24 protein-coding genes and 1 pseudogene are annotated in these 25,453 nt (G+C 61.5%); 6 read left to right on the top strand and 19 right to left on the bottom strand.

Translation table 11 applies throughout. The features are described 5' to 3' along the window. From OS035_RS19880 to OS035_RS19870, 3 genes are all read right to left on the bottom strand, one after another. Window positions 1-439 (bottom strand): calcium-binding protein (locus OS035_RS19880; protein WP_442967704.1); only part of this gene is annotated, 439 nt, incomplete at its 3' end. A gap of 53 nt (window positions 440-492) precedes the next feature. After that, window positions 493-861: a hypothetical protein gene (locus tag OS035_RS19875; protein WP_183777706.1), complete on the bottom strand. Its 369-nt coding sequence runs from the start codon at window positions 859-861 to the stop codon at window positions 493-495. A 436-nt stretch (window positions 862-1,297) separates the two neighbouring features. Beyond that, a complete protein-coding gene (locus OS035_RS19870; RefSeq protein ID WP_097625447.1) occupies window positions 1,298-2,053 on the bottom strand; it encodes an autoinducer binding domain-containing protein in 756 nt (251 codons plus the stop codon). Between the two features lie 318 nt (window positions 2,054-2,371). On the opposite strand from OS035_RS19870, the pseudogene tnpA reads away from it, so the two are divergent. Then, window positions 2,372-2,802 (top strand): annotated as a pseudogene (gene tnpA, locus OS035_RS19865) (IS200/IS605 family transposase). 149 nt (window positions 2,803-2,951) lie between these two features. Here tnpA and OS035_RS19860 read toward each other — a convergent pair. The 5 genes from OS035_RS19860 to OS035_RS19840 form a co-directional block, all read right to left on the bottom strand. After that, window positions 2,952-4,154 carry an ABC transporter permease gene (locus OS035_RS19860; protein ID WP_097625446.1) on the bottom strand — a complete coding sequence of 401 codons (1,203 nt, stop codon included), beginning with the start codon at window positions 4,152-4,154 and terminating at the stop codon, window positions 2,952-2,954. Next, window positions 4,144-4,860, bottom strand: a complete 717-nt coding sequence (locus tag OS035_RS19855) for an ABC transporter ATP-binding protein (protein ID WP_097625445.1) — start codon at window positions 4,858-4,860, stop codon at window positions 4,144-4,146. Before OS035_RS19855 ends, OS035_RS19860 begins: the two co-directional genes overlap by 11 nt. 12 nt (window positions 4,861-4,872) lie before the next feature. Further along, entirely contained in the window at window positions 4,873-6,165 is a 1,293-nt protein-coding gene (locus OS035_RS19850; RefSeq protein ID WP_097625444.1) for an efflux RND transporter periplasmic adaptor subunit, read from the bottom strand. Between the two features lie 160 nt (window positions 6,166-6,325). Beyond that, window positions 6,326-6,700: a GFA family protein gene (locus OS035_RS19845; RefSeq protein WP_097625443.1), complete on the bottom strand. Its 375-nt coding sequence runs from the start codon at window positions 6,698-6,700 to the stop codon at window positions 6,326-6,328. Between the two features lie 8 nt (window positions 6,701-6,708). Continuing rightward, window positions 6,709-6,918 (bottom strand): hypothetical protein, encoded by a 210-nt coding sequence (locus OS035_RS19840; RefSeq protein WP_003586528.1) that lies wholly within the window; start codon window positions 6,916-6,918, stop codon window positions 6,709-6,711. A gap of 371 nt (window positions 6,919-7,289) precedes the next feature. Here OS035_RS19840 and OS035_RS19835 point away from each other — a divergent pair, with 371 nt between their 5' ends. Continuing rightward, a complete protein-coding gene (locus OS035_RS19835; protein ID WP_071086825.1) occupies window positions 7,290-7,472 on the top strand; it encodes a hypothetical protein in 183 nt (60 codons plus the stop codon). Between the two features lie 535 nt (window positions 7,473-8,007). Here the strand turns inward: OS035_RS19835 and OS035_RS19830 are convergent. From OS035_RS19830 to OS035_RS19810, 5 genes are all read right to left on the bottom strand, one after another. Next, on the bottom strand, window positions 8,008-9,087 hold the full coding sequence (locus OS035_RS19830) for an ABC transporter ATP-binding protein (protein ID WP_097625442.1): 1,080 nt from the start codon (window positions 9,085-9,087) through the stop codon (window positions 8,008-8,010). 28 nt (window positions 9,088-9,115) lie between these two features. Next, the gene (locus OS035_RS19825) at window positions 9,116-10,165 is read right to left on the bottom strand and encodes a carbohydrate ABC transporter permease (RefSeq protein WP_097625441.1); all 1,050 of its coding nucleotides are present in this window, start codon (window positions 10,163-10,165) and stop codon (window positions 9,116-9,118) included. Then, on the bottom strand, window positions 10,162-11,199 hold the full coding sequence (locus OS035_RS19820; RefSeq protein ID WP_331813990.1) for a carbohydrate ABC transporter permease: 1,038 nt from the start codon (window positions 11,197-11,199) through the stop codon (window positions 10,162-10,164). The genes OS035_RS19825 and OS035_RS19820 overlap by 4 nt, the downstream gene beginning before the upstream one ends. Before the next feature lie 11 nt (window positions 11,200-11,210). Further along, window positions 11,211-12,470, bottom strand: coding sequence for an ABC transporter substrate-binding protein (locus tag OS035_RS19815; protein WP_097625439.1), 1,260 nt, complete (start codon window positions 12,468-12,470; stop codon window positions 11,211-11,213). A 65-nt stretch (window positions 12,471-12,535) separates the two neighbouring features. Continuing rightward, a complete protein-coding gene (locus OS035_RS19810) occupies window positions 12,536-15,055 on the bottom strand; it encodes a hypothetical protein (protein ID WP_331813989.1) in 2,520 nt (839 codons plus the stop codon). Between the two features lie 185 nt (window positions 15,056-15,240). Between OS035_RS19810 and OS035_RS19805 the strand changes: the two genes are divergently transcribed. Then, a complete protein-coding gene (locus OS035_RS19805) occupies window positions 15,241-16,299 on the top strand; it encodes a LacI family DNA-binding transcriptional regulator (RefSeq protein WP_097625437.1) in 1,059 nt (352 codons plus the stop codon). Here OS035_RS19805 and OS035_RS19800 read toward each other — a convergent pair. The 5 genes from OS035_RS19800 to OS035_RS19780 are packed head-to-tail and all read right to left on the bottom strand — an operon-like array spanning window position 16,286 to window position 21,417. After that, on the bottom strand, window positions 16,286-17,029 hold the full coding sequence (locus OS035_RS19800; RefSeq protein WP_097625436.1) for an ABC transporter ATP-binding protein: 744 nt from the start codon (window positions 17,027-17,029) through the stop codon (window positions 16,286-16,288). The two genes, OS035_RS19805 and OS035_RS19800, sit on opposite strands and share 14 nt — an antisense overlap. After that, window positions 17,026-17,871, bottom strand: coding sequence for an ABC transporter ATP-binding protein (locus tag OS035_RS19795; protein ID WP_097625435.1), 846 nt, complete (start codon window positions 17,869-17,871; stop codon window positions 17,026-17,028). Before OS035_RS19795 ends, OS035_RS19800 begins: the two co-directional genes overlap by 4 nt. A gap of 1 nt (window position 17,872) precedes the next feature. Next, window positions 17,873-18,775, bottom strand: a complete 903-nt coding sequence (locus tag OS035_RS19790) for an ABC transporter permease (protein ID WP_097625434.1) — start codon at window positions 18,773-18,775, stop codon at window positions 17,873-17,875. Beyond that, entirely contained in the window at window positions 18,772-19,800 is a 1,029-nt protein-coding gene (locus tag OS035_RS19785; RefSeq protein WP_054183148.1) for an ABC transporter permease, read from the bottom strand. Before OS035_RS19785 ends, OS035_RS19790 begins: the two co-directional genes overlap by 4 nt. A gap of 21 nt (window positions 19,801-19,821) precedes the next feature. Then, complete coding sequence (locus tag OS035_RS19780; RefSeq protein WP_097625433.1) at window positions 19,822-21,417, bottom strand: ABC transporter substrate-binding protein; 1,596 nt, start codon at window positions 21,415-21,417, stop codon at window positions 19,822-19,824. Between the two features lie 133 nt (window positions 21,418-21,550). On the opposite strand from OS035_RS19780, the gene OS035_RS19775 reads away from it, so the two are divergent. The 3 genes from OS035_RS19775 to kdgD all read left to right on the top strand — a co-directional run bounded on the left by OS035_RS19775 (window position 21,551) and on the right by kdgD (window position 24,263). Then, window positions 21,551-22,261 (top strand): FadR/GntR family transcriptional regulator, encoded by a 711-nt coding sequence (locus tag OS035_RS19775; RefSeq protein WP_097625432.1) that lies wholly within the window; start codon window positions 21,551-21,553, stop codon window positions 22,259-22,261. 65 nt (window positions 22,262-22,326) lie between these two features. Continuing rightward, window positions 22,327-23,301, top strand: a complete 975-nt coding sequence (locus OS035_RS19770) for a mannonate dehydratase (protein WP_097625431.1) — start codon at window positions 22,327-22,329, stop codon at window positions 23,299-23,301. A gap of 35 nt (window positions 23,302-23,336) precedes the next feature. After that, window positions 23,337-24,263: a 5-dehydro-4-deoxyglucarate dehydratase gene (kdgD, locus tag OS035_RS19765; RefSeq protein ID WP_097625430.1), complete on the top strand. Its 927-nt coding sequence runs from the start codon at window positions 23,337-23,339 to the stop codon at window positions 24,261-24,263. Window positions 24,264-24,375: 112 nt separating this feature from the next. Here kdgD and OS035_RS19760 read toward each other — a convergent pair whose 3' ends face one another. Next, on the bottom strand, window positions 24,376-25,449 hold the full coding sequence (locus OS035_RS19760) for an ABC transporter ATP-binding protein (protein ID WP_097625429.1): 1,074 nt from the start codon (window positions 25,447-25,449) through the stop codon (window positions 24,376-24,378). Window positions 25,450-25,453 lie beyond the last annotated feature (4 nt).

The raw sequence follows: 25,453 nt of genomic DNA, 5'->3' as shown, positions 1-25,453 counted from the left end.
TGCCGACGAAGTTGACACTGCCGGTGAAGGTCAGCCGCTCGACATTGGCGTAGCCCGCGATGCTCAATGTCCCCTGCGCCGTCTGCACTGTGTCGTCGCCCTCGCCCGCCGCTTCGACGACGGAGACGCCCTGAACGCCGAGGATGTAGACGTCGTTTCCAGCCCCGCCCTGCAGCACATGTCCTGGCACCGCCGAGACCAGCGTGTCACCATAGGCCGAGCCGATCGCCTTCTCGATGTTAACATAGGTGTCGCCGGCAGCATCGCCGCCGCTGCCCGTATTGGTCCAAAAGTCGACGTTCACCGCAGCCGCCGAGGTCGAGTAGTCAACCGTGTCGACACCGGCGCCACCATCCAATCGGTCCGCCCCTGCGCCGCCGATGAGGATGTCGTTGCCTCCGAGGCCGGAGATCTGATCATCTCCGCTAGTGCCATTCAAAGTATCGTTACCTGCCGTTCCCGTAATGACTGCGATTTTAGCCCCCTGTCGATTCAAATGTGGAAAAGAAATGATGTTGGTCGTCCCGAGACACGTGCTCGACGTGGTCGCTGATTGGGTTCAGGAAATAAGGGAGGACCATTCGATCCGTCCTGCGAATGAAAACCTGCGTGGACCGGTAAGAGCTTGAGATCGCGAGCTTTTGCCGTTCGTCTTGAGATATCGTCTGAAATCACAGCAAAGGCGTGTTTTGTCAGCGCACCATCAACCACTGCAGCCATGCGTAGCATCACGTGCGAGCGAATGACCTCCATCAAGAGTCCTGTTGCGAGGAGGATTGGGGCGATCAGGGCCGGAACGCTCTTGCTCAGCATCGCCTGATCGCAGACCTCGACCATGAAAATCGGTTTGGTGAGCTCCAACTATTGATTAGGCGTGAAAAGAGAAACACGCCACCTGAAGCGGCAAGGCAACTCCGATACTCCTGAGGCTGTTTCCTACCCAGCACCTGCATCCTTCTCGCCGCTATAACTCCCCATGAGATCGTTAGGATGACAGAAATTCAGGTGCAACTTTTAATTTAAAATCTTGACATAAGGCGGAACTCATGCCCGCTATAGTGTTAAACCTCGGATGTAAGTATCTATAAAATATCTATTTTTGATTGAATTCAATCTCTTAAGGTAACATTCGAATTCAATGAAAAAGAAATTCGAATAGCTGCAAATCGAGTCATCTCCGAGAAATTATTCCACAACATTTCAGAGCACGAGCCGCGGCCTCAGAAAGCGCCAACGAACGACGCATAGGAATTGCGACGACAAGGCGGACGGAGCTACTTCTCTCCCGTCTTCGGAGCTATTTGAAAATGATCGAGGTCGGAATAATGCCGAGCGCAACGGCGAGATAGCCGGCATGACGCGGCCCGCGCGCATCGAGTTTTTCCGTGACGGAATTCAAGACAGCTCGCACGGCGGTGCCCGAAACCGAACGCATATCGCCAATCTGTTTGACTTCGTGGCCGGCGACGTAAAGCGCCAGATAATCGGTTTCCTTGGCGGTCAATGCGGAAATGCGAGAAGCCTGCGCTGCGGGTTTTGTCTCGATCTCAGCCGTCCTGACCTGAATGGCTTTGCCGATCTGAATGAGCGATGGCAGAGTACGGCCCTTGAACGTCGCCCAATCGTCCCCCTCGAGATTTGATGTGACGCTGAACAGCGCCCGCCCGGCCTGGGCATCGACAAGAGGTATGGAGACGCCATTATTGCCGACGCCATGGCGCTCGGCTTCCGCGAAGAAGGACGCGGTTTCCTTCGACACAGACTTCAAGTGGCTCCAGTCTAACGGTTGAGATGCTTTGCGTGCGGCGATCTCGATGGGGTCGGTGCGAACGTAATTTTTCGACTGATAGAGTTTCTTCCACCTGTCGGAATAGGTCTCTGCAACGAGCCGTTCATTGGTCACCCGGCCCGGAATGAAAAGAGCTTGATAGGCAAGATTGGCAGCCCCGACCAATGCTCGCAGTTGGTGGACAATTGCTGAGAGATGGCCAATTTCATGGAGGTTGCGGATGCAGTGGAATGCTTCCTGCAGGATACGCTGATCGACAGACATTTTCTTCCGAAATCAATATTTCTAATCAGCAGCAGGACGAAGCGGCCCGCATGCTTTTGATATACATTTATTACACGCGGATTTTACAGTTTGGGTTGTATTTATCCAGTCTGCATTATTGCGATGCAGAATTGACAATTGTCAGGCGACACTGCGGAGGGAATCTTAAGCATTCGGATAGCTGTCCATCCAGCACGGCTAAACGAACGTGAGAGTTCCCCCGGCTGTGCCGGGGTGGCAGTAACAGTTTGACATTTGCTGGAGCCCACCGCGACTTTTCCTTTGTGAGCCGCCAAGCACACGAAAGGTCAAGTCACGATGGACGAGTTTGAAAGTTTAAGCCACAGCAGATGGGAGTGCAAATATCACGTCGTTTTCATCCCGAAATACCGTCGCAAGACGCTTTACGGCGAGTTGCGGCAGCACCTTGGCGAGATATTCCGGAAACTGGCTGAACAGCGTGAAAGCCGTGTGGAGGAAGGGCATTTGATGCCGACCATGTGCATATGATGCTGTCGATCCCGCCAAAATACGCGGTCAGTCAGGTTGTTGGATACATGAAGGGCAAGAGCGCCATCCACCTTGCGCGGGTTTACGGTGAGAGAAAGCGCGGCTTTACCGGGCAGCACTTTTGGGCGCGTGGGTACTTCGTGTCTACCGTCGGTCGTGATGAGGAGACGATCCGCGATTATATCCGCAACCAAGAGAAGGAAGACCACAGGCTTGAGCAATTGAACCTGTGGCGTTGAACGGCCACCTTCAGGTGGCGCATTGAAACCGGGGCCGCGTCAGCGTCCCCATCCAGCCGCTTTGAGCGGCTCACATCTTAAAGCCCCCGGCTTTGCCGGGGGATACTTACTCGTGAGATCCTCATGCACCATGACGCATTCATCATGCGTCACTCGTGCCGCAGCGCCTCGATCGGGTTCAGCTGTGCTGCCCGTCTCGCCGGGAAATAGCCGAAGATCATGCCGATTGCGGCGGAGAAGAGGAAGGCGACGGCGACCATCAGGGGGCTGAAGACGAAGGGGACCTTCATCAGGGTCACCGCGCCGAAGCCGAGGCTCAAGCCGAGCACGATGCCGGTGATGCCGCCGAAGAGCGAGAGCGCCACCGCCTCGACCAGGAACTGGGTGAGCACCTGGTTTTCGAGTGCGCCGATCGCCAGGCGAATGCCGATCTCGCGGGTTCGCTCTGTGACAGAAACCAGCATGATGTTCATGATGCCGATGCCGCCGACGAGCAGGCTGATCGCGGCAACCGCGCCGAGCAGGCCGGTCAGCAGCGTCGTCGTGCCGGTCATCGCCTCGGCGATCTGGGTCATGTCGTTGACGTTGAAATCATCCTGCCGGCCGGGGATGATCTTGCGGCGCTCGCGCAGCAGATCTTCGACATCGGACTGCACCTTGGCGGTGGAGACCCCGTCGCGGGCCGAGATGATGATCTGCGGCACATTGCTGTTGCCGCTGATGCGCCGCTGGAACACCTTGACCGGCATGATGACGACATCGTCCTGATCGGTCCCCATGCCGGACTGGCCACGCTTGGCGAGCACGCCGATGACGGGGCACGAAACCTTGCCGACGCGGATCTGCTGGCCGATCGGGTCGGCGGCGCCGAAGAGCTGCGAGCGCACAGTCTCGCCGATGATGCAGCGGGACTGGCCCCGCTCCTCGGCGGGGGTGAAATTGCGGCCGAGCGCCAGGTTCCAGTCCTGCGCGACGAAATAGTCGTTGGTGGTGCCGGAAACGCTGGTCGAATGGTTCTGGCCACCTGATATCACCGTCGCTGTCGACTGGTTGAGCGGCGCGACCGCCCTCAAGCCGCTGATCTGGTCGCGGATGGCGGCGACGTCCTTGACGCTGAAGCGCTTGGCTTCCGAGCTCGCCCGGCCGGGACCGAACTGGCCGGGGCGGACGAAGAGCATGTTGGTGCCGAGCCGCGACAATTCCGTCGAGACCTGCGCGGTCGTGCCATTGCCGATCGTCACCAGCGCGATGACGGCGGCAACGCCGATGACGACGCCGAGCACGGTCAGGAAGGAACGCAGCATGTTGCGGCTGATGGCGCGCAATGCCAGTTTCAGCGTCTCAAAGAACATGATCCGCCCTCCTCCGGTGCTCGACTTCCGTCTCCAGCTTGCCGTCGACGAAACGCAGCAGCCGCTGGGCATAGGCGGCGATATCGGGCTCATGGGTGACCATGACGATGGTGATGCCCTGCTCGCGGTTCAGCCGCGTCATCAGATCCATGATCTCGACGCTGGTCCTGGTGTCGAGATTGCCTGTGGGCTCATCGGCGAGGAGCAGCGCCGGCTCGGTAACGATGGCGCGAGCGATAGCGACTCGCTGCTGCTGGCCGCCTGACAGTTCCTGTGTCTTGTGATGTTCGCGCCCGGTGAGACCGACCAGCGCCAGGGCTTCGCGGGCCCGCTCGCGCCGCTCGCGCACCGCCATGCCGCGATAGATCAACGGCAGTTCGACATTTTCGACGGCCGAGGTGCGCGACAGGAGGTTGAAGCCCTGGAAGACGAAGCCGAGCATGTGGCGGCGCAGCAGCGTCAGCTGGCTGCGGTCGAAGCCGCTGGTCGGAATGCCTTCGAAGATGTAGTCGCCGGCGCTCGGCACGTCGAGGCAGCCGAGAATATTCATCGCCGTCGACTTGCCGGAGCCAGACGGCCCCATGATCGCGACGAATTCATGGGCGTTGATCGCCAGGTCGACGCGGTCGAGCGCGCGGATCGCCGCCTCGCCCTCGCCGTAGATTTTCGAGACCTGCCTGAATTCGATGAGCGGCGGGCTTGCCATCCGTCTCTCCGCCTAGTTCGCACGCGTCGTGGCGTCGGTCACCAAGGCGTCGTTTTCCTTGATTTCGCCGGAGACGACCTGGGTGAACTGGCCGTCGGAGGAGCCGACCTGGATGACAACAGGTGCGGGCCGGCCGTCGCGCAGCACCCAGACGCGCCGCTCGGCGCCCGTCAATGCCTGACCTGAATTGCCGCCGCGCTGGCGCGGCGGGCCGAAGATGCCGAAAATGCCGCGGCCGCGCCTTTCCGCCTGCGCCGGGGCGTAGCGCAGCGCAGCGTTCGGCACCATCAGCGTTTCCTTGACGGCTTCCACGGTAATGTCGGCCGTCGCCGTCATGCCAGGGCGCAGCAGCAGATCGGCATTGTCGACCGAGAGCACCGCCTTATAGGTCACGACATTGTTGACCACTTCGGAGGCGAAGCGGATCTGCTCGATCTCGGCCGGAAAGCTGCGGTCGGGATAGGCGTCGACCGTAAACTTCGCCTTCTGGCCGACGGCGATCTGGCCGACATCGGCCTCATCGACATCGACCTGCAGCTCCATCTTCTTGAGGTCGCCGGCGATGGTGAACAGGATCGGCGCCGAAAGCGAGGCTGCGACCGTGGCACCCGGATTGACGGCGCGGGTGAGGATCACGCCGTCGATCGGCGAGACGATCTTGGCCTTGGCAAGATTGACCTCGGCAAGCTGCAGGTCGGCCTCCGAGGCGAGCACCTCGGCTTCGTTGATCTGTTTGGCGGCGACGGCGGAATCATATTTGTAAGTGGCGTCGTCGAGGCTCTGCTGGGTGGAGACGTTGCTCTTGACCAGGCTCTTCAGCCGCTCGAGCGAGGTGCTTGCGGATTCCAGATCGGCATTGGCCTTGGCGACGTTCGCCTTGGCAGAATTCAGCTTGGCGCGCGAACTCTTCACATCCGCCTCCAACTTGTTGGTATCGAGAAGCGCCAGCACGTCACCCGCTTTGATCGTGCTGTTGTAATCGACATTGACGTCGCGGACCGTGCCGGAAAGCTCGCTCGATATATCCACCTGCTCGGTCGGCTGCACCGAGCCGGTGGCGGTGACGAGCACCGTCAGATCGCCGCGTTTTGCCGGCTGAGTGGCATAGCTCACTTCTCTTTGCCCGCGGCCCATATAGAAATAGGCGGCGCCGGCTACGGCAGCGACGAGGATCAGCAAGATGAGCAGGCGTCCACGCCAGCGGCTGCGCTTGCCCTGACGTCCCGATGCGGCAAGCACCGCTGCGAGATCGGACGCGCCGCTTGTCTGTGGCCCGGTCTTCTTGCCGGTTCCTGTGTCGTTCATGTCATCCTCGATCAGTCATTGGCCGTCTCGGCCCTTGCAGCGAAATAAGCATAGCGCAGATGAACCGGGCATTAGCGTTGCCGCCGAAGTGGCACGGAATTGCGGATGGGGGAAATGAAATATTGGTAAGAAAAGTCAAGTTTTGGCGCGGAAGCGCTCGTCAGTCGGCATCGCCGGCGGATTGCCCCGCGCCCGGCAGCGGATTCAGCCAAGGTTCGCGCCGCGTGATCCAGATTTCATGATCCGGCGCGAGGTCAGTCGGTGGGCTGTCGAGCGAACCGAGACGGAGTTCCGCCGCCTCCTCCCGCAGGCAGAAAAGCCTGCTGCCGCAGGCGGGGCAGAAGCTGCGGCCGGCAAACGTGGCGATCTCGCCGCTATGGGCAAAAGCCCGGCGCGGCCAGACCGCGAAGAAGACGAAGGCCGAGCCGCTCGATTTGCGGCAATCGGCGCAGTGGCAAAGGCCGACGCGAAGCGGCTCGCCTTCGACGCGATAGCCGACTGCCCCGCACAGGCAGCTTCCCGTCCGGATCCGCATGGCGGCCGTCAGGCGTCGAGACTGGTGGGCAGTCCCGGCGGGCGGCGCTTGGCCGCCATCAGCAGATCGAGTTCGGTGGCGGATGGGCCAAACTTGTCGTAGAGGCGTTTTGCCTCCTTGTCATCCAACCGGTATTTCCTGGCAAATTCGCCGATACTGTAGGGGCGGCCACGCAACACTCTTCGCGCCGGGGTCGCCGTATTCGGTGCGTCGGTCATGGGTTTCTCCTTTCATTCCATGCCCTTTAAGTTAGAGCGATGGGGTCGATTGGAAAGAGCCGACGAGCTGGAGCGGGCTTCCGGCGTAGATCGATCGGGCTGATCGCGGAACCTTCCTGCCGCCAGACGCATTGTCGAATCGAGGTTGCGGGCCGCGCCAAGCGGACGCGGCGGCGCCGGAGAACATCGGGATTTTTCCGCTTTCTCCCGATGGCCAACGAAACGGCAGGCGAGCTCCCTACCCGCCCGGTCCGCTTCCTCATTCCTCATTTCGAGACGATCACGAAATATTAAAATGTGGAACGCATGCGCTGGAGCGAGGTTTTTCTTTCGAGGTCGACGTGGCCTCGTTCAAACCCAAGGAGAACCGAATGGCAAACCAAGGTGGAACGCATGAACAGCACGTCAAAGCCGGGCAGCAGAGTCACAAGAACGACGCCAATGCCCGCAGCTCCTCTTCAGGTGGCCGCGACGCGCAGTCCAGCGGATCCCGCGGCGGCAGCCATGAACAGCATGTAAAAGCTGGTCAACAGAGCCACAAGAATAGCCACTAAAGCTGTCTTGATGTGAAAATTCGGCCCGCGCCTCCATTCCGGCGCGGGCTTTTTCTTTTAATCCGTGCCACTTGGTTTGCACCACGCGCTTCGGAGCAGAATGTCAGCAGATCAGGACGTTACGCCCTATAGTGTTCGCGGGGCCGTCTTGAACATCGATCAATACTTCGGTAGCATTGAAACTGAAATTCAATACTTGCGGGAAAAATGACTAAAATTAACCTCAACGCGCCTCAGATTGACTTACTCTTTCAATCCTTTTCTGGGCCGCCTTGGTATTTGCTATCTCGTCGTGCCTGGTTTTATTAATTTATTTTATATTATTCTATAGCGAAAGCGATTTCCGCCTTCTGTATGTATTCCTAATCCTCGCTGCTCCATCGTCGCTACTCGCATGCATTTATTTCGCGGTCGGGCTGTGGTTGCGGAAAAGAATCTCCGATTAGCCGTCTTGGCGGCGGAGAGACCAAGCTCAAATGAAGACTTCCCTGTCAACATCAATCACAGCTCAAAACCCCGGACGTCCCTGAGCGTCTCAGGACAGACGCCTTCCGTCCTCGCCGAAGAGGTGCAGCACGGCGGGATCGAGATGCAGCGGCAAGCTGTCGCCCGATTTCATCCGTCGCTGGCCGGCAAAGACGGCGATAAGCTTCTTTCCACATGCGTCGGCGTGGACGACGGTCTCCGAGCCCAGTTCCTCGACGAGGAGGATGCGGGTGTCCAGCTTGCGCGCGTCAGTCCCATCGGCAAGGGTGATGTGCTGCGGGCGGATGCCGATGCTGACCCTCTTGCCGATTAGGCGCGTTTCCTCAGCAATAACGGAAAGGCGATGCCCGCCGACGGTTTCGACCTCGGTGAGATTGCCGTCATGGCCGATAATTGCGCCCTCCAGGAAATTCATGTGCGGGGCGCCGATGAAGCCGGCGACGAAGCGGTTGGCCGGCTTGTTGTAGAGCTCCAGCGGCGTTCCCACCTGTTCGATCCGGCCACCTCTGAGCACGACGATGCGGTTTGCAAGCGTCATCGCCTCGACCTGATCGTGGGTGACATAGATCATCGTCGCCTTCAGCCGCGCATGCAGGGCGGCGAGTTCGGCGCGCATGCTGACCCTGAGCTCGGCGTCGAGATTGGAGAGCGGCTCGTCGAGCAGGAAGGCATCAGGCCGGCGGACGATGGCGCGGCCGATTGCGACGCGCTGGCGCTGGCCGCCGGAAAGCTGGCCCGGGCGGCGCTGCAGGAAGGGCTCGATCTCCAGCATGCGGGCGGCGTCAGCGATGCGCGCTTCGATCTCGGCCTTGGCCACCTTGGTATTCTCGAGACCGAAGGCAAGGTTTTCCCTGACGCTCATATGCGGATAAAGCGCATAGGATTGGAAGACCATGGCGAGGCCGCGGTCGGCGGCGCCGATCTCGGTGACATCCGTGCCGTCGATAGCGATGCTGCCGCCTGTTGGCTTATCGAGGCCGGCGATGAGGCGCAGCAGCGTCGATTTTCCGCAACCGGAGGGGCCGACGAAGGCGACGAACTCGCCGTCCTTGACCTCAAGCGAGACATCGCGGATGACCTCGACGGAGCCGAAATTCTTGACGATGTTTCTGAGCTCGAGCCCGCTCATGCACTCTCCTGTATTTTTGTAGCCTGGCCTATTTCAGGCCGGAGCCGGCGATGCCTGTGGTGATGAAACGCTGCAGGAAGACGAAGATCAGCACGACGGGGATCATCGAGACGACGGTCATGGCGAGGATATAGTGCCATTGCACATTGAGCTCGCCGGCATAGACGTTGAGGCCGACCTGCAGCGTATACAGTTCCTTGCGCGAGAGCACGATCAGCGGCCAGAGGAAATCGTTCCAGCGCCAGACGACCGAGAAGATCGCCAGCACCGCAAGCGCCGGCGCCGACAGCGGCAGGATGATGCGCCAGTAGATCTGCCATTCGCTGGCCTTGTCCATGCGTGCGGCGTCGATCAGCTCGTCCGGGATGGTCAGCATATATTGGCGGAGCAGGAAGACACCTGTGGGGGTGGCGACCGTCGGCAGGATGACGCCCCAGAGGCTGTCGAAAAGGTTCAGTGTGCCGATGACGGAATAGAGCGGCACGACGATCACCGAGAGCGGCACCATCAGTGTCGCCAGGATCATCAGCATGACGGCGGTGCGGCCGGGGAACTGGTATTTCGACAGCGCGAACGCGGCCATGGAATTGACGAGCAGCGTGATCGCCGTCGCCACAACAGTCACGAAGACGGAGTTGCGCAGGAACAGGAAGAAATCGAAGCGCTGGAACGGTTCGGTGTAGTTGCCGGCAGCGAATTCCACCTTCCGCACCGAGGTGCGGTCCTTGATGTTCGCCTTGACGATCTCACCCGGCTGTTTCGGATCGACCATCTGACCGACAATGCCGATGCGGCGGACTTCGGCGAGCATCCGGCTGCTGCCGTCCGGCATCGTCACGTTATAGAGCGGCAACGGCTTGTCGTAGCCCGGCACGACTGCCTGTTCGGTGACATAGGGCAGGAAGGACGGCGGGAATTCGGCAAGGGCGGCCGGCGTCTTGAACGAGGAGAAGACCAGCCAGACGGCCGGACCGAACATCAGGAAGACGCCCGAGATCAGCCAAATCCAGGTGACCACGTCGGTCCAGTGCCAGCCGCGGCCGCGGCGGCGAAGGAGAAAGGTGCCGACAGCACTCATTGGCGTTTCCCCTTCTTCTCGTTGCGGCTGCTTGCGGCAAGCTGAATCAGCGTCAGAATGACGAGCACGATGCCCATGAGGATCGAGGCGGCCGAGGCAAGCCCCGGATTGCGCAGCGAACTCGCAAAGCCGGTCTCGTAAATATACTGGGTGATGTACATGGTGCTGGTGCCCGGCCCGCCACCGGTCAAGACGAACACCTCGTCGAAGATCTGCACGGCGCGGATCAACGCCAGCACCAGGACGACGATGAGGTTTGGCATCAGGAGCGGCAGGGTGATGCGCCGGAAGATGCGGGTGGGGCTCGCCTTGTCCATCGCCGCCGCCTCATAGAGATCCCTCGGGATTGCCTGCAGACCGGCGAGCAGGATCAGCGCGTAAAAGCCCATATGCGCCCAGACAGAGACGAAGACCGCGAAGAAGAAGGCCCAGAAACGATCGCTGAGCCAGGAGAAGGGCTCGAAGCCGAAGGGGCTCAGCGCATAATTCAACAGTCCCTGGCGCTGCAGGATCCATTTCCAGATCAGGCCGACGACGACGGGCGAAAGAAGCACGGGGAAGAAGAAGACGGCGCGCCAGAAGCCGCGATTGGAAAGCTCGCGATTGAGGATCAAAGCCGTCGCCAGCGCGGCGACCAGCATCGCCGAGACCTGGAACACAACGAAGACGGCAGTGTTGCGCACGGCCGCCCAGAATGTGTCGGCAGCGCAGGTCGAAGGGTCGAGATAAGAACCGCAATCAAACAGGATGCGATACTGCTCGTCGCCGACATAGGTCCTGTTCGGCAGGAAGATGGCGCCGCCGCTCGTCGTCGAATAGATGAAGTTGATGACCAGCGGCAGGAGCACGAAGACCGTAAAGATCAGCATGTTGGGCGCCAGGAAGACGCCCGCCATGCCGTTCAGCCCGGTCAGCTTCTGCCAGCCGCGCATGGGAATATCGACGATACCCATGAAGAGCCGGACAGGTGCCGAGAGCGCCTGCCGCAGGCCGGCTTTCGCCGGCGGTTCGGAAGAAACCGTCTTTCCCGCCATCTATTCGTCCGTCAGTTGGCGCCGACCTTGGCCTTGATGTCCTCGTCGATGCGGGCATAGGCGTCAGCGAGCTTCATTTCGCCGGCGATCACCTGGCTGATGCGGGCGACGATGGCGCTGTAATAGGCATCCGACCACTTCCAGCCCGGAAGCTTCATGGCCGGCGCCGCCGTCTGACCGGCCGCGGCGACGAAGGCCTTCAATGCCGCCTGCACATGCGGATCGTCGGTCTTGAAGTCCATCTGGCCAGCGGCGACATCCTTATGCGCCGGAATGAACAGGCTGCGCTCGGCGAATTCCTTCTGCACGTCGACGCTCGCTAGGTAATCCATCACCTTGGCGACGTCCTTGGGGTTCTTGGTGTATTTGACGGCGACGAGACCCGCGCCCCCCTGCATTCCGGTGCAGGCCGCCGTGCCACAGGGGCTTCCGGCCATGACCCAGTCGAAACTGTCGCCGATCTTCTGGGCGAAGCCGGAAATCTGCCAGCTGCCGGAATAATAATAGGCAAGGCCGCCATTGATGAAATCTTCGGCGGCGGCGCGATAGGTGGTGCCGGCAGCGCTGACCCAGACATCCTTGTTGACGATGCCCTCCTCGTTCCACTTGACGAAGCGGCTGAGGAATTCCTTGGCGCCCTGATCGATCGGCGCCGGCTTGCCGTCGGCGGCGATATAGTTGGCGCCATAGGAAATGTTCGGGCCGGAGACGCGATGGCCGGAGCGGTCGATCGCCATGGCGAAGACCTTCTGGCTGTCGGCGACCTTCTTGGCGGCCACTGCCCAGTCGTCCCAGGTGGCCTTCGGGCCAGGAATTTCGACACCGGCCTGATCGAACAGCGTCTTGTTGACGAAGCCGCCGGTCAGGGTGATCTGCGTCATGAAGCCGGTAATGGCGTTCGAGCCGTCTGGACGCATCCAGTCAGCCTGGGCGCCGAAGTTGTCGTCCCAATATTTCGCATCGGCAAGGAGCGGGCGTAGATCGAGCCAGTGCTGCGCCTGCGCCTTCAGATTGGTGACGCGGGCTATGTCAGGCCCCTTCCCGGCTTCGAGCTGCACCGGCAGCTGTTCCTTGACGACGTCGTAGGAGACTTCGTCGAGGATGACGTTGACGTCGGGATTGGCCTTCGAGAAGCGCGCCAGCAGGTCCTTGATGACAGCGCCTTCGCCGCCGTCGGAATACCACATGATACGCACGTCGCCGGCATGGGCGGCAACGGAACTCAAGAGAACCGCAGCCAAGGCCGCGCCGATCGATTTCATTCTGGTCATTTTCTCCTCCTCCTGACGGATGAATGCGTTGCCCGGCCGGGTCCTCCACCTGCCGGGCATGTCGTCTATGAGGCCGCGCGCCGAGGCTGCCTGCCTGGTATCTCAAGATGTACCGCGTCTCCCCGCACCGACCAGTCCGACGGGCGAAGAATGCGGCCTTCAGCGCGCACGGTGCCGTCCTCTTCGAAGACGATCTGACCATAATCCGGATCGATGACGATCAATGCGCCCTCAATGTCGCGGCGGGCCGCGAACGTGGCGAAACGCGCCCGCATGCCGTCGAGGCCGCCCTCGCGCCCACAATCGGAGAGACGGACGATCCAGCAGCCCTTGCGGCCGGACAGGCGCAGCTCGACATCCGTCGTCGGGCCGTGTTTCACCGGTTCGAGCGCGCCATTGCCGATCAGCATCGCAAGCCCGTTGCCGGCGCGGGCGATCGCCAGATTGCCATCGACCACCGTGTCGTCGAAAGCTTCGATTGGGAACCAGGCATGAGTGAAATCCGGCTGGCCCTCGTGGATGTCGAAATCGAGAATGGCGAGATCACGATATTGATGGACGCGCGGCAGCGTTCCGCAGCCACCCCAGAAGCTCGGCCGGCCGTAACCGAATTGAATGGTCTCGCCGGGATGATTGATCCAGACCTGCGCTTCCGGCCGGTCGCCGAGGCGCAGGTGCAGCACCGTCTCCTGATAGCCCCATGCGCCAGGGCGATAATGGGCGATGGTGCCGAGCGCGGTGTCGCGCGTCTTGTAGTGATAGAGGGCGGCAAAACGGTTCTCGCCCTGGGAAAAGGTCCATTCCTGCGCGTCGTCGGCGTCATGCGCGGCGATCGCGGCAAGGGATTCGGGGAAATGCAGGCCGTGGTCGCGGATGCAGACGGCAAGCTGCGGCAAAGCGTGGACGCGCCGGCCATACCAGCCGCGGCCCCAGAGCAGCCGGGCGATGCCCGAGAGTTCGACCGAGCGGCCGGGACGCAGCGTATGTTCGTAGGAGCGGCCCTGGCTGCCGGTCAGCATGCCGTGATGGGCCGAACGGGCGACGATCTCCATCAGGCGGACGATGCTGGCATTGGCGCGAGCGCGGATCATCTCATCGGGCGCGCAGGCGGCAAGCGCCGTCAGGCCCTTGAGGTCGATCGGGAAATAGGGAACGGAATTCCACTCGGCCATTTCCCAGCGCTCGAAATGATCGAGCCAGGCGCGGACGCGCTCTTCGCCGACCTTCATCTGCTCGGCGCCGGTGCGGCCGGAACGGATGAAGACGGCGTCGGGGAAAAGCCTGCCGCCGAGATAGGCGGCGGTATGGAAGAGCAGCGCGTGGTTTTCCGAAAAATACCACTGAACGTCGTTGCCCGGCTCGTCCATCCAATAGCGGTAATTGAGAACGGCCTGCTCGATCCTGCCACGCAGTTCCGCTGACAGCAGATCGCTCCAGCGCGTATAGGCAAAAAGCAGCGGCACCAGCACGAAATCGGCGCAGTCGTGGCAATCCTCGATGACCGGCAGCATGGCCGAAATCATTGACTCGGTCTGCTCGCCACCCTGCCCCAGAGCCAGACGCGCAAAAGCACAGACCGTGTCGGGCTCGGAATGGGCGGCGACTTCGGCAAGCGCCTCGGCAACGCGGTCTTCCAGCACAGCCGGCGCTTGCCCCTGGCGCTGGGGATGACAGATCTCGACGCCGAGCGTGCGGCCGACCGACAACTCGCCGGTTTTGAAGGTGATGCGGAAATGGCGGAAATCGGCGGGCATATCAGCCGAGGTGCCGAGTTCCAGCTTGGTTGCTCCCGCTTCCAGCGCGAAGTCATAGTCGAAGCGCTCGACCGACATGAAGTCACCTTCGATCTCGACATGACAGCTCAGCGCCAGTGGCAGCGGCGCGGGAAACAGGATCGTCACATCCTGGCCGAGATAGGCGGTGCGGTCGAAGCGCATGCCTTCGAGGATCGTCTCCAGCGCATCCGCAGCAGCGGCGGCCACCGGAACGGGGACAGCGGTTTCGACCTCCGGCCCGTCGAGATAATCCAGCTGGAAATAGAAGCGGGCGTCACGCTCGGCGAGATCGTCGAAATAGATGCTGATCTCGTTGAGGCCGGCTGAAAGTTCGACCTCGAAGATCTGCTGGGCTTCCAGATTGCGCTCGTAAGGCGCCATGAAGCCCTGCTCGCGGCCGTTGACGAAAAGGATGGCGCCGCCGCAGGTCGACAGGCGAAGCGTAGCAGATCCGGCCGTGCGGGCATCGAGGAAGGTGCGCGCCCAGCAGCCGATGCGCGTCGGGCGAAACCAGAAGCCGGAAAGATCGACGCGCGGCGAGGCAAAGGGAAGCCACCAGCGGATGGGTTCGAAGTCGTCGGTCGGTTGTGGTCTTTGGCCGGAGAATGATTTTTTGAATTCGGTGCGGCAAGGATATTCATGCGGGATGAAGTTCTTCGTCTTGGTGACGAAGAAAAACGGATCCATCCTGCCTTCCATCGGCCGGTCGGCGACATCGTAGCGCTTTTGTGAGAGGTGGCCGAGCTGCCAATAGACGATCTGGGTCTGTTTGCCGGTGGCGCGGCGAAGATGGGATTTATCAGCGGTCATGTTTCAACTCGCTCGAGCCCTGAGACGTTGGAAACGCCGACGCGTGGATGACGGTCAAGCCGCATCTTCAAAGCCTCCCTGCTCTGCCGCTTGTCGCGGACTCCTCATGTGCAATTGTGCATAGGCATTCCGTTTGCGCAATCTGAAAGATTTTTGCATAAGAGTAGGTGAACGAGGAGAACGACATGTCAGCGGAGGAGAAAAAAGGCAGGCGCACACGTCTCGACGACATCGCCGCCCGCTGCGGCGTCTCGATCAGCACAGTCTCACGCGCCTTGGCGGGCGAAAAAGGCGTCCGGCCGGAGATTCGCAAGCTGGTACTGGAAACGGCAAGCGCGGTCAGCTACGCCCTGCCGGCGAGCGTCGCCGGCAAGAAGGTTATGCTCGTCGCCTCCGGCGCGGCAATGATCGACTATGTCCGCAACCAGTTCACGCTCCATGTGCTCGAAGGCTTGAATGCCCGCGCGGCCGCCCTCGGCATCGAACTGGCGATGCGCCCGGTGGCCGATAAGGCCGATGAAGCCCGTGTCGTCGCCGAGATGCGGGACGACCCAGGCTTTGGCGGCATGCTGATCCTGACCGTCGACGAGGAAGATATGCTGGCGGCAGCCGCCGGTCTCGGCAAGCCCGTCGTGCTCGTCAACAGTGACGATCCCTATATGCGGCTTTCCAGTGTGACGCCCTGCAACCGCTCGGCCGCCTTCATCGCCGCCGAGCGGCTGATCGAGGCCGGGCACCAACGCATCCTGTTCATGCTGCGCCCGGGACGGCGGACGATCGAGCGGCGGCTGGAGGGCTGGCGCGATGCCCTGCAGCATCACGGGCTGCAGGCCGATGCCGATCTGGTGCTCGAGGTCGACGACTGGCTGCCGGAATTGGCCGCCGAGGCGGTCACCCGCCTCGTCCGCGACAAGGGTCTGTCCTTCACCGCCATCCTGACGGCGGGCGACAGCCTCGCCAACGGCGCCGTGCGCGGATTGCAGGCGATGGGGTATGCCGTGCCGCAAGATATCTCCGTCATGGGCATCGACGACCTGCCGCAATCGGCCTTTCTCAATCCGCCGCTCTCGACAGTGCATATTCCTATGCGCGAACTCGGCGCCACCGCGCTCGATCTGTTGCGCGACATGATGCTCGGCCTGGCGACGCCGCGGCGGCGTGTCGAGCTTTCCTGCCATCTCGTCGAAAGAGGCAGCGTCGCGGCCGTCAGCGGCGCAGCAGCGCGAAATATCAGGCCTCGATAAAGCTCGCTTCGAACAGTTCGCGGGCATAGGCATCATGTGTCACGCCGGCCTGCAGATCCTGTTTGGTGAGTTCGTCGACGAAACAGCCGTTCTTCATGATCAGCACCCGGTCGCACATATGGGCGATGACCGCGAGGTCGTGGCTGACGAGCAGATACGTCAGTCCCTTTTCGTCACGCTGATCAGCCAGCAGGTTAAGGATTTCGGCCTGGACGGAGACGTCGAGCGCCGATGTCGGCTCGTCGAGAAGCAGGATGGGCGGCGAGAGGATCAGCGCCCGGGCGATCGCCACGCGCTGCCGCTGGCCGCCGGAAAGCTCATGCGGAAAACGATTGGCGAAGCTTGCCGGCAGGCCCACCTGGATCAAGGCCTTTTCGACCTTCGACCAGATCTCCGAATGGCCCATGGCGCGCAGCGGTTCGGCCAAGGCGGTGCCGATGCGATGTCGCGGATGCAGGGATCCATACGGATCCTGAAACACCATCTGGGCAAATTTCAGCTCCTCGCGGGAGCGATGCTTGCCGATCGGTCTGCCGCCGAGCTCGATCTGACCGGTCCACCCGGCCTCCATGCCGGCGAGGCAACGCAGCACCGTCGACTTGCCGCAGCCGGATTCGCCGACAATGCCGAGCGTCTCTCCCTGCTTGACCTGAAAACTGATGCCCCTGACGACATGGTTGCTGGACTTGCCGGAGGCAAAGACGACATTGAGGTCGCGGACATTGATCATTGCGCCGTCTCCAGATCGAGTTTCGCCCTGTCGAGAACCGCCAGCCGGCGCACCGGGTTCTTCGGGTCCGGCAATGCGGCTATCAGCCCGCGGGTATAGGGATGGCGGGCCTCTTCCAGACTGGTCAGCGTCTCGACGATACGGCCGGCATACATGACGATGATCCGCTCGCAGAAGGCCGCCACCATGCGAATGTCGTGGCTAATCAACAGCAGGCCGGAATTGTGCTCGCGCACCAGCTCATCGAGCAGCAACAGCACGTCCTTGCGGACGCTGACATCGAGCGCCGAGGTCGGTTCGTCGGCAATGACCAGCTTCGGCCGCGCCAAGAGCATCATGGCGATCATCACGCGCTGACCCATGCCGCCCGATATCTGATGGGGATAAAGCGCCATGACCCGATCCGGATCGCTGATGCGCACACGCTCCAGCATGGCGCGGGCGGCGTCTTGCGCCGGGGCCTTGCCGAGACCGAGGTGAAGGCGCGCGGCCTCGGCGATCTGCTTGCCGATCGAGAGCACCGGATTCAGCGAATAACGCGGATCCTGCATGATCAGCGCGATGTCCTTGCCGCGAAGCGCGCCCATCTGCCGCTCGCTCTTTGACAGCAGGGGATCGCCGCCGAGATCCAGGCGTTCGGCGGAGACCACCGCTGCCGGTGGCAGCAGGCGCATGATGGCGCGCCCCGTCGTCGATTTGCCGGAACCGGATTCTCCGACGATGCCGACCCGTTCGCGCCCGACGTCGAAACTGACATTGGAAACGGCGGGCACGGCGCCGCGGCCGAAGCGGACGGTCAATCCTTTGACGGAGAGAACGGGTTGAAGATCACGATCTCTCATTTCACGATCTGGCATGGCGGGGATCCAGAATGTCGCGCAGAGCATCTCCGGCGATGTTGAAGGCAAGGCTGGTGAGAAGGATGGCGATACCCGGCATGACGGCGACCCACCAGTAATCCAGCATGAATTTGCGGCCGTTGGAGATCATCGCGCCCCATTCCGGTGCCGGCGGTTGCGCGCCAAGGCCGAGAAAGCCGAGGGAAGCCGCCGTCAGGATGATGCCGGCCATATTGAGGGTCAGGCGAACGATGACCGAAGGAACGCACATCGGCGCAATATAGAAAAGAAGAATGCGGATCGGCGAGGCGCCGTAAAGGCGGGCGGCGACCACGTAATCGGCGTTTCTGACGACAAGGGCCTCGGCGCGCGCCAGCCTGGCGATCGGCGGCCATGCGGTCAGCGAGATCGCGATGATTGCCGTGGTCAGGCCGGCGCCGAGTGCGGCGGCAAAGGCCAGCGCCAGGATCAGCGACGGGAAAGATAGGACGATATCGGTGGCGCGCATCAGCAGCGCGTCAGTGCGGCCGCCGAAGAAGCCGGCGACGACGCCGATCAGCAGGCCGATCGGACCGACGATTAGGGAGATCGACAGCACGGTCTGGATGGTGATGCGCGTGCCGAAAATCAGGCGGCTCAGAATGTCGCGGCCAAATTCGTCGGTGCCGGCCCAATGCGCCAGGCTCGGGGCCTGCAGGGCATCGCCGAGCGATTGCACGACCGGATCATAAGGCGCCAGAAGCGGCGCGAAGATCGCGATCAGGCACAGCAGGCCGAGGATGACGAAGCCGGCAAGGCCAAGCGGTTCCGCAGCCAATTTGCGGCCGGCGCGCGCAAACGAGGCCGCGACGCGGGTCGAGACACTTGGTGGGCGGATCTGAATGTCAGTGCGGATGGCGTCGCTCATCGGGCCGCCTCCCGCATGCGCGGATCGAAGACGGCATAAGCCACGTCGGCGAGGAAGTTTAACAGCATGAAGATGAATCCCACGATGATGGTGCCGGCCACGATGGCGTTCATATCGCCGATCATGAGGGCGTTCGTCATGTACTGGCCGATGCCCGGCCAGGAGAAGACGATCTCGGTGACGACAGCGCCTTCCAGCAGCCCGCCATAGGAAATCGCCAGGATGGTGATCAACTGCACCGCGATGTTCGGCAGGACGTGGCGCCAGATCGTGCCGAAGGGGCTCACACCCTTGGCACGGGCGGCGATGACATAGTCCTGGCTCAACTGCTCCAAGGTGAAGCTGCGAGTCATGCGGGTGATATAGGCCATCGCCGCATAGGCGAGGATGATGGCGGGCAGAATGATATGGCCGAGCGCATTCCAGAAGATTTCCGTCTCGCCCTGCAGCAGGCTGTCGATCAGCAACAGGCCGGTCTGCGGCGTGACGAGGCCTTCATAAAAGACATCGATCCTGCCGGGCCCGCCGACCCAGTTGAGGCCGGCATAGAAGATGACCAGCCCGACGATGCCGAACCAGAAAACCGGGATCGAATGCCCGACGAGGGCCACCACCCGGGCTATCTTGTCGATGAAGCTGTCGCGAAACAAGGCCGCGACCAGGCCGAGCGGCACGCCGACGAATGTCGAAATGATCACCGCCAGCGTCGCCAGTTCGAATGTCGCCGGAAATGCCTGGGCGAGGTCTGAGGAGACGGGATTGCCGGTGAGCACGGCAGTGCCGAAATCGCCATGCGCCAGCCCGTTCAGATAGAGGAAGAACTGCTGGTAAATCGGCAGATCGAGCCCGAGGCGGGCCCGCATCGCCGCATAGGCGGCGGGATCGGCGAGCTCGCCGACGATCGCGCCGACCGGATCAGTGGGCAGGACGCGGCCGATCACGAAGGTCACACAGAGGAGAATGAACAGGCTGACCAGCAAATGCGCCAGGCGTCGGCCAAATTCGGCTACGGAGAGTTCCTTCATGATCGGCTGTCCTCCCGAGTCTTACTGGGTTTCGACCTTGGTTACGTTCTCGAGACGCGTCATTTGAGACGGATGTCCGACATATCCCTGGACCTTGCCGGTCAGGACGATCGGCTCAAAGCGCTCGAACATCGGCAGCACCGCCGGCTTCTGTTCGACGAACATCTTCTGCATCTGCACGTAGAGTTCGCCGCGCTTCTTGGCGTCCGGCTCCATCGATGCTTTCGCCGTCAGCGCCGTCAACTCGGGAATATCCCAGGCCGACCGCCAGACGAAATTGCCGGCATTGTTGGCCTCTTTCGAGTTGTCGGGATTTGAGGAAAACTGCTCCATCGAGCCGAGCACGTTCGGCATGTAGGCGCTGGTCTGCGGGATCAGCAGATCGAAATCCCGGGCGCGATGGGCGGCGATGATTTCCGAACCGTTGCCCTGCTGGATGTCGATCTTGATGCCGACCTGGGCAAGGGAAGCCTGAATGGCGGTGGCAAGATCGATGCGCGGTGTCTGGGCGATTGTCTTCAGCGTCAGCGAGAAGCCGTCCTTATAACCCGCCTCTGCCAGCAGCTGCTTGGACTTCTCGACGTTGAGCTGCCAATCCGGGCTCGGGATAGCATATTCGAAATTCTCCGGCACGGGCACGGTTCTCGCCCGTCCGTAGGGGCCCATAATCGTCTTCTCGATGCCCTTGTAGTCGATGCCGTAGGCGATTGCCTCGCGGACCTTGGGGTTGGAGAGGAATTGGTTGCCGGCATTCATCGACAGCACGTAGAAACCGCCTGTCGGAATGCGCTGGATGGCAAAACCCTGCTTGGCCTGGAATGTCGCGAGATCGGAGGCTGTCAGCGCACTGGCAATATCGATATCGCCGCGCTCCAGCATCAGCCGCTCGACCTGGCTTTCCGGCACATGGCGGACGATGACGCGACGCATCTTCGGAGCGCCGTCGACATAACCCTTGTTGGCGTCGAGAATGACCAGCTCGTTCGGAGACCAGCGGTTGAGGGTGAATGGACCGGAACCGGCCGAATGCGTTCGCATCCAGGCATTGCCATAGTCATTGTCGACGGCGTGGCTTTCGACCTCGACGCTGTCGACCACGCTGGTGGTGGTCGTCGTCAGCCGGTAGAGCAGAAGCTCCGCCGTCACCTGGTCGGAAAGATCGATACGCACCGTCTGGTCGTCGACCGCCTTGACGAGCTTGTCGACATTGTTCTTGTCGTAGCCGACGCGCTTGAGGTTGGCGGCTGCGGCCTGATCCATCTTCAAGAGCCGCCCCAGCGAATAGACGACGTCCTTCGAAGTCACCGGGTTGCCGGACGCGAAATTGGCCTTGCGCAGCGTAAAAGTGATGCCCTTGTCGTCAACCTTCCAGCTTTCCGCCAGCTGCGGAAGGATCTTGCCGTCCGCCGTGCTGGCGACCAGCCGGTCGTAAAGATTCGACATGATCTCAACGGCTTTGCCCTCGGTCGCCTGCTGCGGATCGAGGGACAGAACCTGGGCCAACGACGTTCCCATCACCAGCTGGTCTTGCGGCGTCGCAGCCTGCAGCTGCGGGGCAGCCATGGTCAGGGCGCCGAAAACGGCGCCGAGGAACAGGCCTTTAGAAAAATGCTTCATTGTCACTCCTCCATGAATTACTATAGAAGACATATTATGTCGACCGTATGTCGTATTATGATCTATCGAAGTCAGATACGATTGACAAGGCCCGAACGGGAGACTTGAGTGCAATGGGATTGGGGAACAGAAAATGACGACACTCGGCCGTGGCCGGCAAAGACTGGCGCAGCAGGTCATCGATCAGCTGCGGGCGCAGATCGAGGCTGGCATGCTACGGGTCGGTGACCAGCTGCCGACCGAGCCGCAGCTTGAAGCGACCTTCGGCGTCAGCCGCACCGTGGTGCGCGAGGCGATCGCCGATCTCAGGTCGGCCGGCTTCGTCAAGCCGATCCAGGGCAAAGGAGTGTTTGTCGCGGATCCGAAATCTCAATCGGTGCTGCCATTGACGCCGGTGGAAATCAAAAGCATCCCCGAAACCCTTGAGTTGCTGGAGTTTCGCATGGCGGCCGAGGGTGAAGCGGCGGCGATTGCCGCCTATCGCCGCACCGCCGAGCAGGAGGCGGCGATCCGTGAGGCCAACCGCCGGATGGCGAACTTGATCGAGACCGGGCAGCAAACGGTGGAGGCGGATTACGCCTTCCACATGGCGATCGCCGCCGCCACCAACAACCGATTCTATGTCGATGTGCTGCGCCAATTCGGCCCCAAAGCGATCCCCCGCGGCCAGTTTCCGACGCTGCCGGAGGCCAATGACCGCGACTATCTGCAAAAGGTCTATGCCGAGCATGTCGAAATCCTGTCGGCCATCGCCGATCAGGATCCGGAGCGCGCCCGCCAGGCGATGCGTGCGCATATGATGGCCAGCCAACGTCGCTATCGGATGCTCTCCGAGCAGCAATAGGGCTCGACTCTCTTCGAAATTCATATTATGTCATATGACATTGTGTAATTTCGAAAGAGGCTCAAATGTATCTGGGAACACAGGTCGCCGCGCGGGATGACGACGATTATCGTATCTTCGCGCAACTGGGTGTGAAGCATATCAACGCCGATCCGCCGGGAGAACCGAGCAGTTGGACGCTTTCAGACCTCGAGCGCCATCGCGACAAGGTCGAAAGCTTCGGCCTGATCCTCGACATGATCCAGCTGCCGCTGCCCTCGCAGCCGATCGAGAAGGCGTCCTATCCCGATATTCTGCTCGCCGGCCCGGAGCGCGACAGGCAGATCGACGCCGTCTGCAAGCTGATCGAGAATACCGCAGCGGCCGGCATTCCGGCGGTGAAATACAATCTCAACCTGATCGGCATTCCCCGCACACCCGATGAGCCGGGACGCGGCGGCTCGATGAATGCCAGCTTCCGCTGGGACAAGACCGATCAGCAGGCAGCACCCGGTCTTGCCGGCGTTCTCTCCGAAGACGAAAACTGGGAACGGATCGACTATTTCCTCGAACGGGTCGTGCCGGTCGCCGCAAGCAACCGCGTCAGGCTCGCCTGCCATCCGCATGATCCCTATACGCCACCCGGCTTTCGCGGCGTCACGCGGGTGCTCGGCACCGTCGAAGGCCTGAAGAAGTTCGTGCTGATGCGGGAAAACCCCTATCACGGCCTCAATTTCTGCCAGGGCTCGATCGGCGAGATGCTGGAAAGTCCCGGCAAGGAGATCGACGACGTCATCCGCTGGTTCGGTGAGCGCAACAAGATCTTCAACGTCCACTTCCGCAATATTCGCGGCGGCAAGCTCTCCTTCATGGAGACCTTCCCCGACGAGGGCGACATGGACATGGTCCGCTCGGCCAGGATCTACAAGGAAGTGGGCTTCAAATACATGCTGATGCCCGACCATGTGCCGACCGTCAGCGGCAAGGACCCTTCCGCCACCGCATTCGCCTATTGCTACGGCTATATCGCGGCCCTTCTGCAGACGCTCGAAAGCGCCTGAGACCGCCAATTTCAACAGCTAAGGAACAGGACTTCATGATGAACCCGATTGAATTGAAGAAGGCCGTCGGTAGTGGTCTCCTCTCGTTTCCGGTGACGCATTTCGACGATCAGCTCACATTCGACGAGCCAAAATACCGTCGTCATGTCGAATGGCTTTCGGGGTATGACGCGGCTGCGCTGTTTGCCGCCGGCGGCACGGGAGAGTTCTTCTCCCTCAATCCGGCCGAAATCCCTCAGGTCGTCCGCGCCGCCAAGGCCTCGGCCGGCAAGACGCCGATCATCTCGGGCACCGGTTACGGCACATCGCTCGCCATCGAAATCGCCAAGGCGGCGGAAAAGGCCGGCGCGGACGGATTGCTGCTTTTGCCGCCCTACCTGATGTTTGCCGAACAGGCCGGCCTGATCGCACACGTGAAGGCAGTCTGCCAATCGGTTGGCATCGGTGTGATCGTCTATAACCGCGACAACGCCGTCCTGACGGCCGAAAGCATCGCGCGGCTCGCCGACGAATGCCCGAACCTGATCGGCTTCAAGGACGGCGTCGGCGATGTCGACAAGGTCATCGAGATCACCACCCTGCTCGGCGACCGTCTGGTCTATGTCGGCGGCATGCCGACCCACGAGGTCTATGCGCAAGCCTATTTCGCCGCCGGCGTGACGACCTATTCCTCGGCCGTCTTCAACTTCGTCCCGGCGCTGGCCCAGCGCTTTTACGGCGCCCTTCGCACCGGCGACCAGGCAACCGTCGATGAAATCCTGAAGAGCTTCTTCTTCCCCTTCGTCGCCTTGCGCAACCGCAAGAAGGGCTATGCCGTCTCGATCATCAAGGCGGGTCTTCGCGTCCTCGGCCAGAACCCCGGCCCGGTTCGCCCGCCGTTGACGGACCTCACCCCGGAAGAGCTGACACTCTTGGAAAAGATCGTCCAGGCCAACGGCGTCTCGCGGATCGCGGCGGAGTAGTCGCGGGTTACCTTTTCAACGACAAAACCGCCGGGCTTGCTCGGCGGTTTTGTCGTTGTCAGCCATCCGTTAAATCACGCCCACAGCCTATCGCACAAAACGCGCGCAGCAATCAAAGCGCCACGCCACTGCCGCGGTCGAAAACATGCACCTGGTCGCTGGCGATGCTTGCCTCGAACACCGCGCCGTAGCGGGCGGGGTATTCACCGTCGACGATGGCGGTCACCTGCTGGCCGGCGAGATCGAAGACCACATGGGTCTGGGCGCCTGTGGGTTCCACCAGCATGGTGCGGCCGGCAAGCGGCGTGCCGGCCGACAGGCCGGGAACGAGATGTTCGGGGCGCAGGCCGATGGTGACGGCCTGGCCGGGCCTGACCCGGCGGTCGGGCGCAATAAGGATCGCTGTGCCGTCTTCGAGGCGGGCGGCGGGCGCGCCGTTTTGACCCTCCACCGTGCCGTCGAGCATATTCATCGCCGGCGAGCCGATGAAGGCGGCGACGAAGAGGTTGGCCGGCTTTTTGTAAAGTTCGAGCGGCGTGCCCGACTGCTCCACCCTGCCCTGATTGAGCACGACAATGCGGTCGGCGAGCGTCATCGCCTCGATCTGGTCATGGGTGACATAGATCGACGTCGTCTTCACCTTCTGGTGCAGCGTCTTGATCTCCGAGCGCATCTGCACGCGCAGTTTCGCATCGAGGTTGGACAGCGGCTCGTCAAACAGGAAGACGGCCGGATTGCGCACGACGGCGCGGCCCATGGCGACGCGCTGGCGCTGGCCGCCGGAAAGCTGGGCCGGCTTGCGGTCGAGCAACTCGGCAAGATCGAGCATGCGGGCAGCCTCGGCAACGCGGGCCTCGATCTGGGGTTTGGCAACGCCGGCGAGCTTCAAGTTGAAGCCCATGTTTTCGGCGACCGTCATATGCGGATAGAGCGCATAGGACTGGAAGACCATGGCGATGTTGCGCTCGCGCGGTGTCATCGCGTTGACGATATTGCCGCCGATCGCGATCTCGCCATCGGTGATTTCTTCCAGGCCGGCGATCATCCGCAGCAGCGTCGACTTTCCGCAGCCGGACGGACCGACCAGGGCGACGAATTCGCCATCCTCGATATGAAGCGAAATGCCGTGGATAACGTCGACGGCGCCATAGGCCTTGGTTACATCGTGCAGTGAAACGGATGCCATGATT

Origin of the sequence: Rhizobium sp. 268 (genome assembly GCF_036571585.1) — a bacterium.
Taxonomy (GTDB): Bacteria; Pseudomonadota; Alphaproteobacteria; order Rhizobiales; family Rhizobiaceae; genus Rhizobium; species Rhizobium redzepovicii.
The sequence above is the reverse complement of the archived record's forward strand: the minus strand, read 5'-3'. Positions and strand labels throughout refer to the sequence as shown.

Coding starts and splice junctions, on each gene's coding strand:
- OS035_RS19795 (WP_097625435.1), bottom strand. CDS start 17,871: ATGAGAGATCGTGATCTTCAACCCGTTCTCTCCGTCAAAGGATTGACC.
- OS035_RS19870 (WP_097625447.1), bottom strand. CDS start 2,053: ATGTCTGTCGATCAGCGTATCCTGCAGGAAGCATTCCACTGCATCCGC.
- OS035_RS19775 (WP_097625432.1), top strand. CDS start 21,551: ATGACGACACTCGGCCGTGGCCGGCAAAGACTGGCGCAGCAGGTCATC.
- OS035_RS19835 (WP_071086825.1), top strand. CDS start 7,290: ATGGCAAACCAAGGTGGAACGCATGAACAGCACGTCAAAGCCGGGCAG.
- OS035_RS19785 (WP_054183148.1), bottom strand. CDS start 19,800: ATGAAGGAACTCTCCGTAGCCGAATTTGGCCGACGCCTGGCGCATTTG.
- OS035_RS19760 (WP_097625429.1), bottom strand. CDS start 25,449: ATGGCATCCGTTTCACTGCACGATGTAACCAAGGCCTATGGCGCCGTC.
- OS035_RS19810 (WP_331813989.1), bottom strand. CDS start 15,055: ATGACCGCTGATAAATCCCATCTTCGCCGCGCCACCGGCAAACAGACC.
- OS035_RS19820 (WP_331813990.1), bottom strand. CDS start 11,199: ATGGCGGGAAAGACGGTTTCTTCCGAACCGCCGGCGAAAGCCGGCCTG.
- OS035_RS19860 (WP_097625446.1), bottom strand. CDS start 4,154: ATGTTCTTTGAGACGCTGAAACTGGCATTGCGCGCCATCAGCCGCAAC.
- OS035_RS19845 (WP_097625443.1), bottom strand. CDS start 6,700: ATGCGGATCCGGACGGGAAGCTGCCTGTGCGGGGCAGTCGGCTATCGC.
- OS035_RS19840 (WP_003586528.1), bottom strand. CDS start 6,918: ATGACCGACGCACCGAATACGGCGACCCCGGCGCGAAGAGTGTTGCGT.
- OS035_RS19780 (WP_097625433.1), bottom strand. CDS start 21,417: ATGAAGCATTTTTCTAAAGGCCTGTTCCTCGGCGCCGTTTTCGGCGCC.
- OS035_RS19770 (WP_097625431.1), top strand. CDS start 22,327: ATGTATCTGGGAACACAGGTCGCCGCGCGGGATGACGACGATTATCGT.
- OS035_RS19825 (WP_097625441.1), bottom strand. CDS start 10,165: ATGAGTGCTGTCGGCACCTTTCTCCTTCGCCGCCGCGGCCGCGGCTGG.
- OS035_RS19805 (WP_097625437.1), top strand. CDS start 15,241: ATGTCAGCGGAGGAGAAAAAAGGCAGGCGCACACGTCTCGACGACATC.
- OS035_RS19850 (WP_097625444.1), bottom strand. CDS start 6,165: ATGAACGACACAGGAACCGGCAAGAAGACCGGGCCACAGACAAGCGGC.
- OS035_RS19855 (WP_097625445.1), bottom strand. CDS start 4,860: ATGGCAAGCCCGCCGCTCATCGAATTCAGGCAGGTCTCGAAAATCTAC.
- kdgD (WP_097625430.1), top strand. CDS start 23,337: ATGATGAACCCGATTGAATTGAAGAAGGCCGTCGGTAGTGGTCTCCTC.
- OS035_RS19800 (WP_097625436.1), bottom strand. CDS start 17,029: ATGATCAATGTCCGCGACCTCAATGTCGTCTTTGCCTCCGGCAAGTCC.
- OS035_RS19815 (WP_097625439.1), bottom strand. CDS start 12,470: ATGACCAGAATGAAATCGATCGGCGCGGCCTTGGCTGCGGTTCTCTTG.
- OS035_RS19790 (WP_097625434.1), bottom strand. CDS start 18,775: ATGAGCGACGCCATCCGCACTGACATTCAGATCCGCCCACCAAGTGTC.
- OS035_RS19830 (WP_097625442.1), bottom strand. CDS start 9,087: ATGAGCGGGCTCGAGCTCAGAAACATCGTCAAGAATTTCGGCTCCGTC.